Origin of the sequence: Weizmannia sp. FSL K6-3076 (assembly GCF_038007245.1) — a bacterium.
GTDB lineage: Bacteria > Bacillota > Bacilli > Bacillales > Bacillaceae_C > Weizmannia > Weizmannia faecalis.
The window spans coordinates 3,407,877-3,425,122 of the sequence record NZ_JBBOWU010000001.1 but is presented as its reverse complement, the minus strand read 5'-3'; the positions used below and the strand labels follow the sequence as shown (position 1 = coordinate 3,425,122).

At 46.0% G+C, this 17,246-nt stretch carries 14 protein-coding genes and 1 riboswitch; of the genes, 12 read left to right on the top strand and 2 right to left on the bottom strand.

All coding sequences use genetic code 11. The features are described 5' to 3' along the window. Positions 1 to 55: 55 nt before the first annotated feature. A complete protein-coding gene (locus NSS95_RS16220; protein WP_061565299.1) occupies positions 56 to 850 on the bottom strand; it encodes a glycosyltransferase family 8 protein in 795 nt (264 codons plus the stop codon). A gap of 182 nt (positions 851 to 1,032) precedes the next feature. Further along, the gene (locus NSS95_RS16215) at positions 1,033 to 2,394 is read right to left on the bottom strand and encodes an MATE family efflux transporter (protein WP_061565298.1); all 1,362 of its coding nucleotides are present in this window, start codon (positions 2,392 to 2,394) and stop codon (positions 1,033 to 1,035) included. A 417-nt stretch (positions 2,395 to 2,811) separates the two neighbouring features. On the opposite strand from NSS95_RS16215, the gene NSS95_RS16210 reads away from it, so the two are divergent. From NSS95_RS16210 to NSS95_RS16155, 12 genes are all read left to right on the top strand, one after another. Further along, entirely contained in the window at positions 2,812 to 3,990 is a 1,179-nt protein-coding gene (locus tag NSS95_RS16210; protein WP_061565297.1) for a ParM/StbA family protein, read from the top strand. An 11-nt stretch (positions 3,991 to 4,001) separates the two neighbouring features. Beyond that, the gene (locus NSS95_RS16205) at positions 4,002 to 4,574 is read left to right on the top strand and encodes a hypothetical protein (RefSeq protein WP_061565296.1); all 573 of its coding nucleotides are present in this window, start codon (positions 4,002 to 4,004) and stop codon (positions 4,572 to 4,574) included. Between the two features lie 59 nt (positions 4,575 to 4,633). Next, positions 4,634 to 5,413: an ABC transporter ATP-binding protein gene (locus NSS95_RS16200; protein WP_061565295.1), complete on the top strand. Its 780-nt coding sequence runs from the start codon at positions 4,634 to 4,636 to the stop codon at positions 5,411 to 5,413. A gap of 81 nt (positions 5,414 to 5,494) precedes the next feature. Beyond that, a riboswitch (SAM riboswitch) is annotated at positions 5,495 to 5,602 on the top strand. Between the two features lie 72 nt (positions 5,603 to 5,674). Further along, complete coding sequence (locus NSS95_RS16195; RefSeq protein ID WP_061565294.1) at positions 5,675 to 6,715, top strand: methionine ABC transporter ATP-binding protein; 1,041 nt, start codon at positions 5,675 to 5,677, stop codon at positions 6,713 to 6,715. After that, the gene (locus tag NSS95_RS16190; RefSeq protein ID WP_071452180.1) at positions 6,705 to 7,367 is read left to right on the top strand and encodes a methionine ABC transporter permease; all 663 of its coding nucleotides are present in this window, start codon (positions 6,705 to 6,707) and stop codon (positions 7,365 to 7,367) included. The genes NSS95_RS16195 and NSS95_RS16190 overlap by 11 nt, the downstream gene beginning before the upstream one ends. 60 nt (positions 7,368 to 7,427) lie before the next feature. Beyond that, positions 7,428 to 8,270, top strand: a complete 843-nt coding sequence (locus tag NSS95_RS16185; protein ID WP_328228968.1) for a MetQ/NlpA family ABC transporter substrate-binding protein — start codon at positions 7,428 to 7,430, stop codon at positions 8,268 to 8,270. Between the two features lie 234 nt (positions 8,271 to 8,504). Beyond that, the gene (locus tag NSS95_RS16180; protein ID WP_328228969.1) at positions 8,505 to 10,286 is read left to right on the top strand and encodes a sensor histidine kinase; all 1,782 of its coding nucleotides are present in this window, start codon (positions 8,505 to 8,507) and stop codon (positions 10,284 to 10,286) included. Further along, complete coding sequence (locus NSS95_RS16175; RefSeq protein WP_035183151.1) at positions 10,261 to 10,977, top strand: LytR/AlgR family response regulator transcription factor; 717 nt, start codon at positions 10,261 to 10,263, stop codon at positions 10,975 to 10,977. Before NSS95_RS16180 ends, NSS95_RS16175 begins: the two co-directional genes overlap by 26 nt. Before the next feature lie 225 nt (positions 10,978 to 11,202). Then, positions 11,203 to 12,516 carry an IS1380 family transposase gene (locus NSS95_RS16170; protein WP_340713771.1) on the top strand — a complete coding sequence of 438 codons (1,314 nt, stop codon included), beginning with the start codon at positions 11,203 to 11,205 and terminating at the stop codon, positions 12,514 to 12,516. A gap of 267 nt (positions 12,517 to 12,783) precedes the next feature. Beyond that, positions 12,784 to 14,586: a carbon starvation protein CstA gene (cstA, locus tag NSS95_RS16165; RefSeq protein ID WP_035183153.1), complete on the top strand. Its 1,803-nt coding sequence runs from the start codon at positions 12,784 to 12,786 to the stop codon at positions 14,584 to 14,586. A gap of 339 nt (positions 14,587 to 14,925) precedes the next feature. Next, positions 14,926 to 15,999 (top strand): branched-chain amino acid aminotransferase, encoded by a 1,074-nt coding sequence (locus tag NSS95_RS16160; protein ID WP_014096682.1) that lies wholly within the window; start codon positions 14,926 to 14,928, stop codon positions 15,997 to 15,999. Positions 16,000 to 16,452: 453 nt separating this feature from the next. Beyond that, the gene (locus tag NSS95_RS16155) at positions 16,453 to 17,202 is read left to right on the top strand and encodes a threonine/serine exporter family protein (protein ID WP_014096683.1); all 750 of its coding nucleotides are present in this window, start codon (positions 16,453 to 16,455) and stop codon (positions 17,200 to 17,202) included. Positions 17,203 to 17,246 lie beyond the last annotated feature (44 nt).

Here is a 17,246-nt window from a genome sequence, read left to right as displayed (position 1 = left end):
ACTCCTCATTTTCAGTATGTCTATATTTTACCAAACCCAGCCCAAAAGCTTGTATTTATTCGCAATATTTTTGGTAAAAAGTGCCGAGCGCGTATTTATAATTCGGGTGCCACGGTTTGTCTTTTCCGCAATAATGGATAAAGACGGTATGCTGTTTGATCCACTCTATATTCTGTTTTTTGAGCAGTGCGGCACGTTCAAAAAACCGGGCATCATAGTTATATCGGTAGCTTTCGGCAGGTTTTATTTTGTTCCAAAACAAGGCGTTGAATACGTCCTGATCGGGTAGGAGCAGTTTCAGTTTATTTTCTTCAATGAAGTGAAAGATCTCCTCCACTTTAACATGCTGCCGGATCAGTTCCAAATTCATGAGGAGGACGCCGGTGTTAAAATATCCTTTTGCATTCGGTGTCCGCAGGCGCATTTTATTGATCAGGCGGGTCTTTTTTGCCGAGTGTTCATGTTCGCATGCAATAAAAAAATGCCCATCAAAATCTGTATAATAAAATGCAGTGGCGGGGTTGATACAGACAATGTCAGGATCGAGGTATAGAATTCTATCAAGATGCGCCGGCAAAAACAAGTGCGCAGTAAGCCGGTAGTACATTTCTGAAGTGTAATGCCTGAGAACAGGCGCATCTTTAAATAGGTCTGGCGGAATCCGGACTGGGAAAAAATGGTGTCCTTTCTCTTCAACATAGTGATGTAACCCGGATAGTTTTTCTTCAGAAATGGTGGAATGAAGCAGGTAGATCGAAAACGCTTCTTCAGGATTGTTTTGGACAAGAGAGTTTATTAACACTTTAAGAGGAGGTAGGTAATTTTTATTTAACGTAACAAGGATATTCATGGCTTTTCCACCTTTTGGCTGTAGTTTCAACTACTTCCATGATACAGGTTTCCTTTTCCGCTAACAATTTTTTGGATTTTGGGGAGGGGCCTTTTTCATTGTACCCTCCTCCGTCCGCCCGTACCCTTATAAGTGAAAAAACAGAGCACCCCTGGCGTTTCCACCGAAAAAAAAGCCTGCCATTAAAAATGGTCAGGCTCTGGCTCTAATGATAGTCTTTCCCACGGCTTTGAAAGCCAGCGTCGGGTGGCAAAGATGCCCCGGAACCATTCATCAACGCCTTGGGCAATCCAAATCCCGAGCAGCCCAAGGCCGAAATGCACTCCAAGGACATAGCTTAAGCTGGCTGCAAATACCCACATGGAAAAAATGCCAATCATGACCGGGAAGCGGACATCGCCTGCTGATTTCAGCGAACTCATCAGCACGATATTCATCGCTCTCCCTGGTTCTGTAAAAACAATGGCCCAAAGAATCGGGATGCTGACGGCGAGAATGTCTTCGCTTTTCGTAAATATGTGCAAAACAGGTGAGCCGATGAGCGCAATCACCAGTGAAGTAAAGAAAGAAGCCATCATGGCAATCTTTAAAGTTTTCATCCCGCGTTTCAGAGCACGTTCATACGTTTTTGCACCGACATACCGGGCGATAAGCAGCTGGGTGCCGGATGCAATGGCGAGGGTGAGCAAATAACAGATCATCGAAATATTATTTAAATAAACGCGTGCAGCCAGGGATGCTTCCCCGAGTAAGGCAATAAACCCGGTAATCACCAGTTGGGAAAACTGGTAGGAAAAATTTTCGCCGGCTGAGGGAATGCCGATTTCAAGCAATGCACGGATATCTTCTTTCTTTATGGTGATGATATCGCGAATGCCCATTTTCATTGCAAGCCTGCGGTAGACAAGAAAAAGAAGTGCCGATACCGCAAAAACGCGTGCAATAACAATGGCCCACGATACCCCGATGACGCCGGTAACCGGGAGCCCGAAAATCCCCGTAATGGCCAAAATGTTCCCAAAGATGCTAATTAAATCCATTAAAACGGTGACAAGCATCGATTCTTTTGTGAAACCGTAGCTCCTCAGTACTGCGCTTAAAGCGAGGGAGATGGACTCGAGAAAAAGGGAAGCCCCGCAAATTTTGACAAATGTCAGCGCGTATTGATAAACCTTGCCGTGGATGTCGAAAAACCCGAGAAGCAGTTGCCCGAACAGAAAAACAAAAAGCCCGACGGCAAGGCCGAACCAAAAATTGAGACCGAAAGCGGAATGGGCGACCTGGCGCGCCTCTTTCATTTTCCTTGCGCCAAGATTTTGCCCGATCAGGATAATCGCGCCGACGGATGTGACATTAAAAATGAGTATAAACATATTCAACAGCTGGTTGGCCACGCCCACCCCGGCAGCTGCATCATCGGCGTAGTGGCCGAGCATAAGGGTTGCGATGATTCCGATTCCCATATGCAAAGAAAGCTCAATAAAGAGCGGCCAAGAAATTTGAAACAGGGTCTGCTCTTTGTAATATTGCTGTTGTGCTGTCAACACTTTCCCCCCTTTATCTGATACCCCAGCCTTTTAAACCGGTTATATTGCCGGGTCTGGCGGATGTTCATTCTTCAATACTATGAAACATTGTAGTCTTTATTGTCGTGCTGTCAATTGGAATCTTAAAAAAAACCCGTGAATTTTTTATGGATGAGGGATATTGGCTGTGTTTGCGTATTTGTTTACATGTTTTCAAATCTGTTTGCATGTTTACACAAACGCAAACATTTGTAAACAAAAACGCAAACATGTTTGCAAACCTGTAAGCATGGCTTTATAACAACACTTTTCAAAAGTTTACAAGCCGCAAACAAGTTTACATTTTCGTTAAAAAAGTTCAGAGTATTGATTATTTTTATAGACTCAGATATTCTTAGAGTAAGCCAAAGAAAGCGATACAGGGAGGAAAAGTGAATGGGGAAGACCCGGATTGCCGCAGTCGATGTAGGCAACGATTCTTTAAAAGGCATTTTTGGAAAAATGGAGTATGAACTCAATATCCCGAACGTCATTGCACGGGATATTGAAGACCGGCCGGTAATTGGCATTGAGGAACTGGACAGCAAAGATCCGCTTGAAGGCATCCATGTAAAAGTCCACTCCCCTGCTTTAAAGGAAAATAACGTGATTTACCGTGTCGGGGATCTCGCAACCAAAAGCGATAATGCAACCGAACTTGACCCGGGAAGCAGCAAGTCGGAAGAGGATCAGACCCTCGTCCTGCTTTTTACAAGCCTTGCGCTTGACGCAGTAAGGGAGGAAAACGCCAAAGTTTTTACCCGCAACCAGAATGTCATTGATGCCAATTACACGCTTGGGACAGGCCTGCCGCTCCGCGAAGTAAAAGAGGGAAAAGATGCGGGCTACCGCTCGCAGCTGCTTGGATCCGTCCACCAGGTGGAATTTCTTGTCACACCGAAATATCAGGGGTTGAAAGTCAATCTGAAATTTGACGAAATCAAAGTGTATCCGGAAGGCTTTGCCGCTTTTATCAATCTTGTCATGGATAACGATTTAAACATTATTAACCGCGAATTGATTGACAAACGCATTTTAATCCAGGATATCGGCGGCCTCTCAACGGATATCGCCGTGATCAAAAACAGGACAGTCGATGATGACCGGGCGCAGGGATTTAATCTCGGCGTATCAGAAGCGCTTGAACAGATCCGTGAAGAAATCCGCGTCAAATACGGGGTCGAATTGGACAGCCGCCGTGATGTGGTCGATATTATCACGAAAAAGCATGACCGCAACCATATTATGGTAAAAGGCAGCCGGACAAGCGTGCACGACATTACAGACCGTATCTTGTTTGACCTTGCAAAGAAACAATACCGCCTGCTCCGGAACGTGTGGCAGAAAAACTCACAAACAGAGATTTGCTATTTTGTCGGCGGCGGTTCTGTTGTCCTGAAAGATTACTTAAAAACGCTGAACAACAGCCTTGAAGGCTACAATATTGATTTCTTTGAAGATGAAAAAGAGAGCATCTGGATGATGGCCAATGCTTACTACAAATTAATTTCGGATTATGTGAGGAAAAACAATAAACCGGAAGACAAAGGAAAGAAACCGGTCGAATCCAAATAAGGTGAAAAAATATGGAAAAACAAAGCGGGATGAAGCGGGGCCAGACGATTGCGTTCCGGATCCCCCAGGATACGCCCGATCATATTTTAAAAGAACTGTCAAAGTTAAAAGAAAAAGAGAAACGGAACTTCTCCGCCAAAATAGCCGGATATGTCTTACAGGGCATCAACCAGTCGCTCGTAAAGGACAAAGAAACCATTACAATCCCGCTGCCGCGCAAACTGACAAAAGTGCAACATGACTGGCTGAAGCATGAACATTCGGAAGCGATGCTCGGCAGCATTGTTTACGAACTGATTCAGGATCCACTCCGGGCGACTTCGCTCTTTGCGGCCCTGTCGAAACAACCTGTATCTATGGATGAGACGCTTTTTTTACAGGAAGACGAATTGCCGCAAACCAGCGAAGAAGCGGACGCGAAACCGGTTCGATCCGGTGGTGAGCCGCCTGGATCGGATGATCTTGATGCATTCGACTGGAGAACTGCCGCCGTCGAACCGGCACCGCCCGAAACGGGAGCGCCGGAAAAAGAAGAAGATGCGGAAGACCTGCTCGGCGATTTTCTCGCCAGCATGAATAAATAAAGAGCGCAGGGTGAACCCCTGTGTTTAAAACTTGTACGAAATGTAAGGGGATGGCACAGATGGAAAATGTAATCGAAGTTGCCGATGTGAGCCTTGTGCGCGACGGCAAAAAACTGCTCTCGGACATTCACTGGACGGTCAAAAAAGGGGAGCACTGGGCTATCCTCGGCTTAAACGGTTCCGGCAAAACCACTTTGCTTAATATGATCAATGGGTATATTTGGCCAACAAAGGGGAGCATCAAGGTGCTCGGAAAAACGTTCGGAAAAACAAGCCTGCCGGAACTGCGGAAATCAATCGGCTGGGTCAGCTCCTCCATCCAGGAGAGAATACCGCGCACCCAGCTTGCAAGCGATGTGGTTATCAGCGGCAAATATGCATCCATCGGGCTGTATGAAGCGGTGGATGCACAAGACGAAGAAAAAGCCCTGCACTTGATGGAACAATTACATTGTGCTTCCCTTTTTAGCCGTGCTTATGAACATTGTTCGCAAGGAGAGCGGCAGAAGCTTTTAATTGCGCGCGCGTTAATGGCGGAACCGCGCATCTTAATTTTGGACGAGCCTTGCAACGGGCTGGATTTGTTTGCCCGGGAAATTTTGCTAGAAAGTGTGGAGGAGCTGGCGAAAGATAAGAACGGACCGACGCTTGTATATGTCACGCACCATCCGGAAGAAATTTCTCCCGCTTTCCAAAAAACATTGCTGATCAGGAACGGGGAAGTTTTCCGGCAGGGCCGGACTTCCGAGATGATTGAGAAACAAGTGCTTTCCCGCTTTTTTGAGCATGAAATTCACGTGGAGTGGCGCGGAAACCGGGCATTGTTTCAAGTTGTCTGACGATTGAAAAACAAAAAAATGTAAAATAATGAATTGACAAATCCCGAGCCGTCCACTAATATTTAAATATAACAAATGAATAACTTATCCAGAGAGACTGAGGGACAGGCCCGATGACGTCCAGCAACCTTCAAATCTTTTTTGAAAGGTGCTAATTCCTGCAGAATGGTTCATTCTGAGAGATAAGTCACTTGACCGGCAAACCTCTTTCGAATGAAAGAAGGTTTTTTTTTGCCAAAAGGAACAGAAGGAGTTTTCAACATGCTGGTATTAGAAGATATTCATAAGGTATACGGAAAAGGGAAGGACAAAAAGGTTGAAGCGTTAAAAGGCATCAACCTGCGTGTTGAAAAAGGGGAAATCTTCGGGGTGGTTGGTTACAGTGGTGCCGGGAAAAGCACACTGATTCGGTGCGTCAATCTGCTCGAGCGGCCGACTTCCGGGAAAGTGCTCGTTAACGGGGTCGACCTTGTGCGCCTGCCGCCTGCCAAGCTACGTCAAGAGCGAAAAAAAATCGGCATGATTTTCCAGCAGTTCAATCTGCTTCAGTCAAAGACGATTTTTCAAAATGTGGCCATGCCGCTTGTGCTGGAACATCGCCCGAAGGAGGAAATAAAGGCAAAAGTGGCAGAATTATTGTCTTTTGTCGGGCTGGAAGAGAGAATGCATCACTACCCTGACCAGTTGTCAGGCGGCCAGAAACAAAGGGTCGGTATTGCAAGAGCCCTTGCGACAGATCCGGACATCTTGCTTTGTGACGAGGCAACGTCTGCCCTTGACCCGAATACGACCGAAGCCGTGTTGGACCTTTTGCGGAAAGTCCGGGACGAGCTGGGCATTACGATCCTGATGATTACCCACGAAATGAATGTCATTCGTGATATTTGTGATAAAGTGGCGGTGCTGGACGGCGGAAAAATTGTGGAGCAGGGCCCTGTAATCGACCTTTTCACAGAACCGAAAACGCAAATTGCGAGAAGCTTTGTGAAAACTGTGCTGAATGATTCGATTCCGCCATCGGTGCAAAAACTGATCGATGAAAGCAGCAAAGACAATCCGCATGGTATTTACCGGATTCTGTTTAAAGGCGCTTCCACCAATATGCCGCTCTTATCCAATACGGCAAAACATTTTTCAATCGACCTGAATGTGCTTCATGGCATGATCACCGAACTGCAGGGCATCCCTTTCGGCAACCTGCTTGTCGAATTGAAAGGCGACCCGGAAGAAATGAAGCGGGCCATTCAGTACATCAACGACCACGAAGCGATCATTCGGGAGGTGGAGAAAAATGGCATTTGATTGGTCATGGTTTTGGCCGCAATTTTTCACGGCAATGGGCCAGACGCTGTACATGGTGGCTGTATCATTACTCATTTCCATCATCATCGGCATTCCGGTCGGCGTCATTCTCGTTATTACCCGGGAAAACGGCATTTGGGAAAACAAATGGATTTTTAATATTTTAAATGTGATTATCAATATTTTCCGGTCGATCCCGTTTATTATTCTCGTTGTCGCGATCATTCCGTTTACACGCTGGGTTGTCGGGACAGCGATCGGAACAACGGCAGCGATTGTGCCGCTCGTGTTGTACACTGCTTTTTACATCGGGAGGCTCATTGAAAGTTCACTGCTTGAAGTTGACAAAGGTACAATCGAACTTGCGCAGTCAATGGGTGCGACGAACTGGCAGATTATTTGGCGGTTTTTGCTTCCGGAAGCAAAGGCATCCATGGTACTCAATTTGACGATTGCCACCATCGGGCTGATTGGGGCTTCCGCGATGGCAGGTGCGGTCGGTGCCGGCGGGATCGGGGATTTGGCGATTACGTACGGGTACAACCAGTTTCAGACAGGCGTCATGATCGTTACCGTGATCACGCTGATCATTTTCACCCAGCTTGTCCAGACATTGGGCAACTTTCTCTCCAAAAAAATCCGGAGAAAATAATATTGGAAAAAAGGGTTACACCTTTTTTAAAAAAATTCAATTCAGGGGGACTTAGCAGCGATGAAAAAATTTGCGATTCTATTATTGGGACTGATCCTGGTTTTGGCAGGATGCGGGGCCAAAAACAATTCGAGCAGTACAAGCACAAAGACAATCAAAGTCGGGACAACCACTTCTGAAGTTCCGACATGGAATTTAATCCAGAAACTCGCGAAAAAGAAAAATATCAATATTAAGATTGTCCGCTTTGACGACTATGTACAGCCGAACCTCGCACTAAACGACGGGGAAATTGATATTAACGCATTCCAGACGGTTGTTTATTTCGATGATTTTATCAAACAACGCAATCTGAAGCTATCGGCGATCGGCACAACCAATATTTGGCCGATGGGGATCTACTCGAAAAAATATAAAAAGGTCAGTGAAGTGAAAGACGGCGACCAAGTTGTGATTCCGAAAGATCCGACAAACCTCGGCAGGGCTTTGCTTTTGCTGCAAAAAGCCGGATTGATTACGACGAAAAAAGGTTTCACAGGCAAAGGCGGGCTTGAAAATGTCGCTTCAAACCCGAAACATTTGAAAATTACTGCCGTGGATGCCGCCCAAACACCGCGCGGCCTGGATGATTCGGCACTCGCTGTGATCAATTGCGATATGGCCATTAATGCCGGCTTAAACCCGACGAATGACTCCATCTTCCGTGAAGATGCGGGCAACAAAGCGTATATCAATATTATTGCAGCCCGGACAAAAGACAAGAATGACAAAACGTTGAAAGAAATCGTAAACATTTATCATTCAAAAGAAGTCTCTGACTTTATCAAAAAGCATTATAAAGGTGCAGCCGTCCCGGTCAATAAACCGGTATCGTATTTAAAAGATTATAAGCAAACACAATGACGGCAAAAAGTTTCACAGCAGCCCCCTAAAAACAGCGGGCTTTCAGACAGGCGGTTTATCCGCCCCATAGCAGAAAAAAACGGCGGGATACAGTTCGAACGGTATCCCGCCGTTTTTCTATTGGCTGGGCTTTTTGAAACACTGCTTTTTTGCTTTCCTAAAACCGGTGAAGTCTTTTATAATAAAAGAAAGGGTTTTCAATACGGACGGGTGGAAAACAAAGGGGGATCCTTTATGGCAACACTTTTGCCGGTAATGCTTGAGCGGGCCGGGATTCTTGTCATTGCTGCTTTTTTACTCTCGCGGCTGAAGACATTCCGGCAAATTATCCATCAGGAATACGGACGGAAAGAAAAAGTGGTGCTGATTATTGTTTTTGGAATTTTTGGTATCATTAGTAACTATACCGGCATCGTTATTGAGCATGGGAAAGTCTCGCATGCTTTCGGGCAGGGGCATTTATCGGTTGAAAGTGCGATTGCCAATACCCGAATCATGGGCGTCGGGATTGCAGGCCTTTTGGGCGGGCCGGTTGTCGGCATCGGCGCAGGCCTGCTTGCCAGCATCCACCGCCTCTCTCTCGGCGGCTATACGGATATTGCCTGCAGCCTGTCGACGATGATTGCCGGCATTATCATGGGCTTTATTGGCAGACGCTTTAACGTGCGCGGGAAGTATGCTGCGCTTGAAGCGGTCGCTGCTGGGGTTTTAATGGAAATGCTACAGATGGGCATCATCCTGGCAGTAGCAAAACCTTTTGAAGAAGCAGTGGCGCTCGTCCGCCTCATCGCGGTACCGATGATTTCGATTAACGGCTTTGGTACGTTTATTTTTATCTTGATTATCCAGACGATTTTACTGGAAGAAGAACGGACAAGGGCGGTGCAGACCCATAAAGCGCTGCAGATTGCACAGGAAACGCTAGCCCATTTCCGGAAAGGGCTGAACATGCAATCATGCAAAGAAGCGGCAGAAATAATTTTGAAGCATACAGCAGCTGATGCCGTCGCTATTACGGACCGGGAAAAAGTGCTGGCGCATGCAGGGGTAGCATCGGACCATCATATTCCGCTTGAGAGCATGTCGACAAAGCTGACGGAAAGGGTGCTTTTGCACGGGAAAATCATGGTCGCCAGAACGGCTAAGGAAATCCAGTGCAACCATGAAGGCTGCCCGCTCCAGGCGGCGATCGTGCTGCCGCTGTTTGTCCGCGAACAAGTTGCGGGCACGTTAAAGCTTTACTTTACATCAGCATCACAATTAAGCGCGGTCGAACAGGAACTGGCGGAAGGTTTGAGCAAGTTGTTTTCCAACCAGCTTGAACTGGCGGAGGCGGAACTGCAAAGAAAACTTTTGAAAGATGCCGAGATTAAAGCGCTCCAGGCCCAGGTTCACCCACATTTTTTCTTTAATGCGATTAACACGATTACATGCCTTGTCCGGACAGATGCGGATAAAGCAAGGGAACTGCTCGTGCAGCTCGCGGCCTTTTTCCGCAGCAACCTGCAGGGGGCGGGAAAAATGCTGATCCCCCTTGAAAAAGAACTGGAACATGTGAAAGCTTATTTGGCCATTGAACAGGCACGGTTTCCGGGGTGGTATCATGTTCATTTTGATATTGATCCGCTTTTACACACAGCGATGGTGCCGCCATTTACACTGCAGCCCTTGGTGGAAAACGCCGTCCACCATGCTTTCACACAACAATTTACGAAAAATCCGTTTATTGTTGTCCGCGCACGTGTGAAAAACGGAAAATTCATCATGGAAACGGAGGACAACGGAAAAGGCATTTCTAAAGAACAGGTGCAGTCGCTTGGCAATGTGGCTGTCGACTCGGCCGAGGGGACTGGGACAGCCTTGTGGAACATCCGGAAAAGAATTGAGGAAATCTACGGGCATAGTGCTGTATTCCGGATTGAAAACAGAAAAACCGGCGGAACCAAAGTGGCCATTTCGATGCCATTAGAGGAAATATGGGGGGGAGAATATGCTGAAGGCATTTGTAGTGGATGATGAAGCCCCGGCCCGAGATGAATTGATTTACTTGCTGAAAAAAACGGGGCAGGTGGAATTGGCGGGCGAAGCCGGATCCGTAAAGGAAGCGCTTGCGAAGCTGAAAGAAACCGAGGCGGATATTGTGTTTGCCGATATGATGCTGACAAACGAGCATGGCATAGATCTCGTGAAGGAAATCAGCCGCTATCCGCAGCATCCGGCCGTTGTATTTGCGACCGCTTATGATGAATATGCCGTAAAAGCGTTTGAACTGAATGCTGCAGACTACATTTTAAAACCGTTTGAAGAAAAAAGGGTAGCACAGACAGTCGCAAAGGTGAAAAAAATGTTGGAAGGGGACCGTCCTGCTGTTCCGAAAAATCCCGGCAAACTGGCGGTCACAACAGATGAGCGCATTGTCATCATCCCGGTTGAAAAACTGTTGTACGCGGAGTCGGTTGACGGGCGGACAGTCATTGCGACAGATGATAAAAAATATACCATAACAGAATCACTGGTAAATGTAGAAAAGAAACTGCCATCTACGTCGATTGCCCGCGTCCACCGCGCTTATCTCGTCAATCTCGATGGCATTGTCGAGATCCGGCCATGGTTCCATTCCACTTATAATCTAATCATGCGGGACGGGGCGAAAATTCCGGTCAGCCGAACTTACAAGCATGTGTTAAAACAGTTTATTCGAATTTAAAATGCATTTCATCCTCTGGATTCGCCCTCTTATCCTAGGATATTTGCATTTTGCCGGAAAACAGCTTTTACCCTGAATTATTCATAGAAATACCAAAATAATCTACAAACGTTAATCTACCATGGAATTAACCTAAGTTGTTCATGCATCAAATAAATGCAAAAAGAATCCATTTCTGATAAGGTTAAAGCAACTACGAAATAACCATCAGAAAGGATTCTTATAATGGCTACTTTACCGCAAATAACGCTAGATTTCAATCGTCAAATTAAATTGTCAAATGATGGAGGTTCTCTTTCCTCTGATACAGGGGAACTCATCTTTAGAGAGTTCGATGAGAAAATAGGTTTTTCAAAAACAATCGCTCGATTTCTTCATTTAAAAGACGAACGACATTACTTTATCCATTCGAATGAAGATTTACTCCGCCAAAAGATTTATCAAATCATAGCCGGGTATTTCGAAGATGACGCAGCCGATCAATTGACAAATGACCCGGTTTTTACAAAAGTCGTGGGGAAAGATGCATTAGCTTCCCAGCCTAGTTTATCTCGCTTTTTTTCACGATTTGATGCTGAATCGATCGCTCAATTAAATCAAGCCAATCAGGAACTTTTAGACAAAGTACATCAATTCAGAGAGTCAAAGGCTCTTATCATAGACTTGGATTCAACACACGCTGACACGTACGGAAAGCAAGAATCCGCAGCTTACAATTCACATTATGGTACAGTCGGTTTCCATCCATTAGTTGCTTTCGACGGTATGATGGGTGATTTCCTTAAAGCCCGGCTGAGACCGGGAAATGTGTATACTTCGAATGGGGTTGTGGACTTTGTGAAACCTCTTATTGAACATTATAACGAGAAATTTCCCGAAACCCTCCCATTCTTACGGGGAGACAGTGGTTTTGCTGTCCCAGCTTTGTATGAACTATGTGAAGAACAATCGGTCTATTACGTGATTCGTTTAAAGTCAAATGCCAATTTGCAACGTCTCGCCGATGAGCTGCATCCTGCCTCTACACCGACTGATACAACGAAATTAGAATGTTATTACGAGGAAAGCGAGTATCAAGCAAAGTCATGGTCCAAGCCGAGAAAAGTGATCATTCAGTCTGTCCGTCCTGCTGGAGAATTATTTTTCACGCATTCATTTTTTGTAACGAACATTGCTGCATTCTCCCCGCAGGATATTGTTAAAGCGTACAAAAAACGTGGAACAATGGAAAACTATATCAAAGAAGCCAAGAATGGCTTCGGCCTCGATAAAATGAGCAGCCATGCTTTCCAAATGAATGAAGCGAAGATGATGTTGAGCCTGTTAGCTTATAATCTAACGAATTGGCTGCGAACCCTTTGCTTTCCAGAGGGGCAACAGACGATGCAAATTGAAACGATTCGGACAAGAATCATAAAAGTGGCCAGTAAATTAGTAAAATCAGGACGATCCTTTTACTTTAAATTGTCCTCTAGTTTTGTGTACCAGGAATTCTTTTGGGCGGTACTTCGGAAAATTCAATACCTACAACTTGAATAAGCCAGCAATACTGTTATTAACTTCAAAAAAATTTAATTGGCAGACCAAGGGATTAGTCTGCCCAAAAACGGTAATTTATTGGAACTGAAAGGCCAGACTTTATCAAATTGAAAAAAACAGCTTTAAATCTTTGGCAACGAAGAAACAAATGAAGGTTTTCTGCTTCAATTTACAACATCGCCCGCAGGTATGAATAATTCAGGTTTACAGCGTGCAAAACTTATAAAATATAAGCGATGAGAATGACAAAAAGGAGGCTTTCACCAAATGAATGCGATTACAATTGTAATCGGCTCCATCTGTATCTTAATGATTGCTTATCGTTTATATGGCACGTTTATGGCCGTAAAGGTTTTAAAGCTGAATAATGATACGCCGACGCCGGCACATGAGTTTAACGACGGGAAAGATTATGTGCCGACCAATAAATGGGTGACGTTCGGCCACCATTTTGCGGCGATTGCGGCTGCAGGCCCGCTTGTCGGACCGATTTTGGCAGCGCAGTTCGGCTATTTGCCGGGCCTCTTATGGCTTTTGATCGGCGCTGTTATCGGCGGTGCCGTCCACGATGCTGTCGTGCTCTTTGCCTCCATGCGCCGGAAAGGGAAATCGCTTTCCGAAGTGGCAAAAGAGGAAATGGGACCGGTTGCCGGGTTCTGTACAGGCCTTTCCATGCTGTTTATTATTGTAATTACAATGGCCGGTCTTTCCATGGTTGTCGTAAATGCCCTGCAAAATAACCCATGGGGCACCTTTTCCGTGGGGATCACCATTCCGGTTGCAATGGGCGTTGGCTTGTTTTACAAAAAAACCGGCAATTTGAAGTTGACGACAACGATCGGTTTCCTCCTAATCGTAGCGGGCGTTTTTGCCGGGCCGTGGATCCGGCATACTGTGATTGGCGAATGGCTTACGTTTGATCCGAAAACATTGGCCATTATTCTTCCAGCTTATGCATTTTTTGCCGCGGCGCTTCCGGTATGGCTGCTGTTGGCACCGCGTGATTATTTGAGCAGCTTTATGAAAATCGGCGTGTTTATTGCCCTCATTATTGGTGTATTTATCATTAATCCGCCGATTCATATGCCGGCGTTATCGCAATTTATCCACGGCGGCGGCCCGACAATGACAGGACCGGTTTGGCCGTTTATTTCGATCACGATTGCCTGCGGTGCGATTTCCGGCTTCCATGCCTTTATCGGCTCCGGCACAACGCCGAAAATGCTCGATAAATGGACGGATATCAAGCCGGTTGCATTTGGTGCCATGCTTGTCGAATCGCTTGTCGGCGTGATGGCACTTGTCGCTGCGACCGCCCTGCAGCCTGCCGACTATTTTGCCATCAACTCCACGCCGGAAGTCTTTAAGACGCTCGGCATGCATGTTGTCAACCTTCCGCATTTAAGCAGTGAAATCGGAATGGACCTGGCCGGCAGAACTGGGGGAGCAGTAACGCTTGCAGTCGGCATGACGTATATTTTTACAAAAATCCACTGGTTTAGCAATCTTGCACCCTATTTCTATCAATTTGTTATCTTGTTTGAGGCCGTGTTTATTTTGACGGCGATCGATTCGGGGACACGGGTGGCACGCTACCTGCTGCAGGACTTTTTAGGAGAATTGTATAAACCACTCAAAAAGACCGACTGGCTGCCAGGATCGATTCTCACAAGTGCTGCGGCTTGCTTTATGTGGGGCTATTTGCTCTACTCCGGCGATATCGGTTCCGTCTGGGCGTTGTTTGGCGTATCGAACCAGCTGATGGCCTCGATTGGGCTGATTGTCGGGGCAACTGTCATTTTGAAAATTGCCGATAAAAAGCGGTATATGTTCACTTGCCTGATTCCGCTTGCGTATTTGTATGTTACGGTGAACTATGCCGGTTATTGGATGGTAAAAAATGTTTACTTGAACCATGCCGCAGCGGGATACAATGTACTGAACGGCATTTTGTCGATCATTATGCTCATTCTCGGGATCGTCATTATGATCTCCGCTTTAAAGAACTGGTACGACCTGCTGAGAACGCCTGCCATGCCGGATTTGGAGGTATCGGCAAGGAAAGCTTGATGCCATTTTAAAGGGAAAACTTTGCATGCACCAGCTAGTAATGGAGCCCTTTTTCTACATGCATTCTTGTATAATCTGGCAAATTTGCTCAGCGCAAGGAAGAATATTAGAAAAAAGCGGCGAGACACGATTTTCCGTGGTCTCTCCGCTTTTAATGTATACAGCCCTTTGCTGCAGTCTATTTTACAAGGGGGCTAAGGTTGCATCTGCTATTGATTCGGAAAGTGCTTCACTCAAAAAATTTTAAAAATTTTATAAAGCCTCTGGTCTTTTCTTCATAAAGTTGTTATAATAGATCGAAAATAATAATTTCACGTATTGGAAAGGGATGCTATCGGTTTGAATCAGGTTATCGAATTCGTTAAAGCAGATGTGAAAAAAGAAAAACCGGCTGTTGAATCATTGGGGTTTGGCAAACATTTTACGGACTATATGTTTGTCATGGACTATAATGAGGAAGAAGGCTGGCACCAACCAAGAATAACACCGTATGCACCGCTTGTATTGGAACCGGCGGCAATGGTATTCCATTACAGCCAGTCTGTATTCGAAGGATTAAAAGCCTATCGCGCAAAGGACGGCAGGGTTCTGTTGTTCAGGCCTGAAAAAAATGTTGCCCGGATGAATGTGTCTTGCGCGAGATTAAGCATCCCGCAAATAGACGAGACCATTGTGCTTGATGCCATTAAGCAGCTTGTTGAACTTGAAAAAGACTGGATTCCGGACGGGGAAGGGACATCGCTTTACATTCGCCCGTTCATTATTGCGACAGAGCCTAGCCTTGGCGTACATCCGGCACATGAATATAAATTTATGATCATCCTTTCTCCTGTTGGTTCGTATTACGGCGACCAGCTGAAACCTGTCCGCATTTATGTGGAAGATGAATATGTCCGAGCTGTCCCAGGGGGCGTCGGATTTACAAAAACAGGCGGCAATTATGCAGCAAGCTTGAAAGCACAGGAAAAAGCAGAGGAGTTGGGCTACGACCAGGTGCTTTGGCTGGACGGTGTTGAAAGAAAATATATTGAAGAAGTCGGCAGCATGAACATCTTCTTTAAAATCAACGGAGAAGTCGTCACCCCGAAACTGAACGGCAGTATTCTCGGTGGTGTCACAAGAGACTCCGTTATCGAGTTGCTGAAATACTGGAACGTCCCTGTAAAGGAAACGAAAATTTCCATAGACGAAATTTATAATGCTTATAAAAATGGACAGCTGGAAGAAGTGTTCGGCACAGGAACGGCAGCTGTAATTTCTCCTGTTGGCGAACTCGGCTGGAAGGATGTTGCGATGCAGCTTCCACATGCTGAAGCGCCGGATTCGATTGCAAACCGGCTTTATGATGCTTTAACCGGCATCCAGCTCGGAAAAACGGAAGACCCGCTCAATTGGACGGTCGAAATAAAATAATGATGATCGTAAAGATGGCGCATTTAGCCAGCTTTTCATCGGAAATGGAATTCTTATATCAAATACAAGGGCATCACGCCCATTTATTTTCAGCGCAATGAAACGTCCATGCCGCAAGTTTAAGCTGTATGGACTTTACATTAAGAAAGCGGAGGAAATGGGGTCACTTTCTTGACCTAGAGCGCGTCTACGTTGAGGAAGCGGTGGGAAATGAGGTTCTTCCTTAACCTAGAGGCCGTCTACGTTAAGAAAGCGAATGAAACCGAAGTTCTTCCTTAACATAAATATAGACCGTTTGAAAATTCGTTTGTTCAGCATAAGCGGGTGACCTCGAAATTCGCTGCGTTAAAGGAAATGATTTAAGAAGCCGGCCCTGAAAAATGGCCCGGCTATTTTATTGACCGGCAAACTGTGGTTAAATAATTGCAGGTGAATCGATAGGGAGAAATGAGCATGTATCAGAATGAAGCCCAGCAGGTCATGAGGGTTTGCTTATTAGCCGGAAAAATCATGCTGATGAGCGGCGCGGAAACGTACCGTGTGGAAGATACGATGTCGAGAATTGCTGCGGCTGCCGGGATCAGTGGGTCACACAGCTTTGTCACCCCGACTGCCATTATTTTTTCACTGGACGGGGCGGAGCTGACAAAGCTGATCCGCATCTCCGAACGTTCAACGGATTTGAGAAAAGTCGACCAGGTCAACAGCATCTCGCGGCAAATCAGCAACCGGGGCATTACCCTTAAGGAAGCGTATGGACAGTTGAAAAAAATTGAAACGGAAGAGGAAGCTTACCCTCTCTGGCTACAATTTGTGGCTGCGGCGATTTCAAGTGGCTGTTTTGTCATCATTTTTTTAGGCGGCTGGATTGACTTTCTGCCCGCATGTATTGCAGGCGGCCTTGGCTTCCTCAGCACGCATTACATTCACCGGTTCGTAAAGGTGCGTTTCTTTGCTGAATTTGTCGCTTCGCTTGTGATCGGGATTACAGCTTACATCCTTGTCCATGCAGGCATCGGCCGGGAACTGGATAAAATCATTATCGGTTCTGTCATGCCGCTTGTTCCGGGGCTGGCGATTACCAACGCACTGCGCGATCTGATGGCGGGACATCTTTTTTCCGGTGTCACAAAAGGCGCAGAAGCTTTTTTAACCTCATTTGCCATCGGTTCCGGGATCGCGATTATACTCACGATTTTTTAAAAGGCCGCCTGCTTTTTAAGGCCCCTGCGTTTTTTACACATCAA

Excerpts from the sequence above, each read along its gene's own strand:
- NSS95_RS16220 (WP_061565299.1), bottom strand. The coding sequence starts at position 850 with ATGAATATCCTTGTTACGTTAAATAAAAATTACCTACCTCCTCTTAAA.
- NSS95_RS16210 (WP_061565297.1), top strand. The coding sequence starts at position 2,812 with ATGGGGAAGACCCGGATTGCCGCAGTCGATGTAGGCAACGATTCTTTA.
- NSS95_RS16205 (WP_061565296.1), top strand. The coding sequence starts at position 4,002 with ATGGAAAAACAAAGCGGGATGAAGCGGGGCCAGACGATTGCGTTCCGG.
- NSS95_RS16200 (WP_061565295.1), top strand. The coding sequence starts at position 4,634 with ATGGAAAATGTAATCGAAGTTGCCGATGTGAGCCTTGTGCGCGACGGC.
- NSS95_RS16195 (WP_061565294.1), top strand. The coding sequence starts at position 5,675 with ATGCTGGTATTAGAAGATATTCATAAGGTATACGGAAAAGGGAAGGAC.
- NSS95_RS16190 (WP_071452180.1), top strand. The coding sequence starts at position 6,705 with ATGGCATTTGATTGGTCATGGTTTTGGCCGCAATTTTTCACGGCAATG.
- NSS95_RS16185 (WP_328228968.1), top strand. The coding sequence starts at position 7,428 with ATGAAAAAATTTGCGATTCTATTATTGGGACTGATCCTGGTTTTGGCA.
- NSS95_RS16180 (WP_328228969.1), top strand. The coding sequence starts at position 8,505 with ATGGCAACACTTTTGCCGGTAATGCTTGAGCGGGCCGGGATTCTTGTC.
- NSS95_RS16175 (WP_035183151.1), top strand. The coding sequence starts at position 10,261 with ATGCTGAAGGCATTTGTAGTGGATGATGAAGCCCCGGCCCGAGATGAA.
- NSS95_RS16170 (WP_340713771.1), top strand. The coding sequence starts at position 11,203 with ATGGCTACTTTACCGCAAATAACGCTAGATTTCAATCGTCAAATTAAA.
- cstA (WP_035183153.1), top strand. The coding sequence starts at position 12,784 with ATGAATGCGATTACAATTGTAATCGGCTCCATCTGTATCTTAATGATT.
- NSS95_RS16155 (WP_014096683.1), top strand. The coding sequence starts at position 16,453 with ATGTATCAGAATGAAGCCCAGCAGGTCATGAGGGTTTGCTTATTAGCC.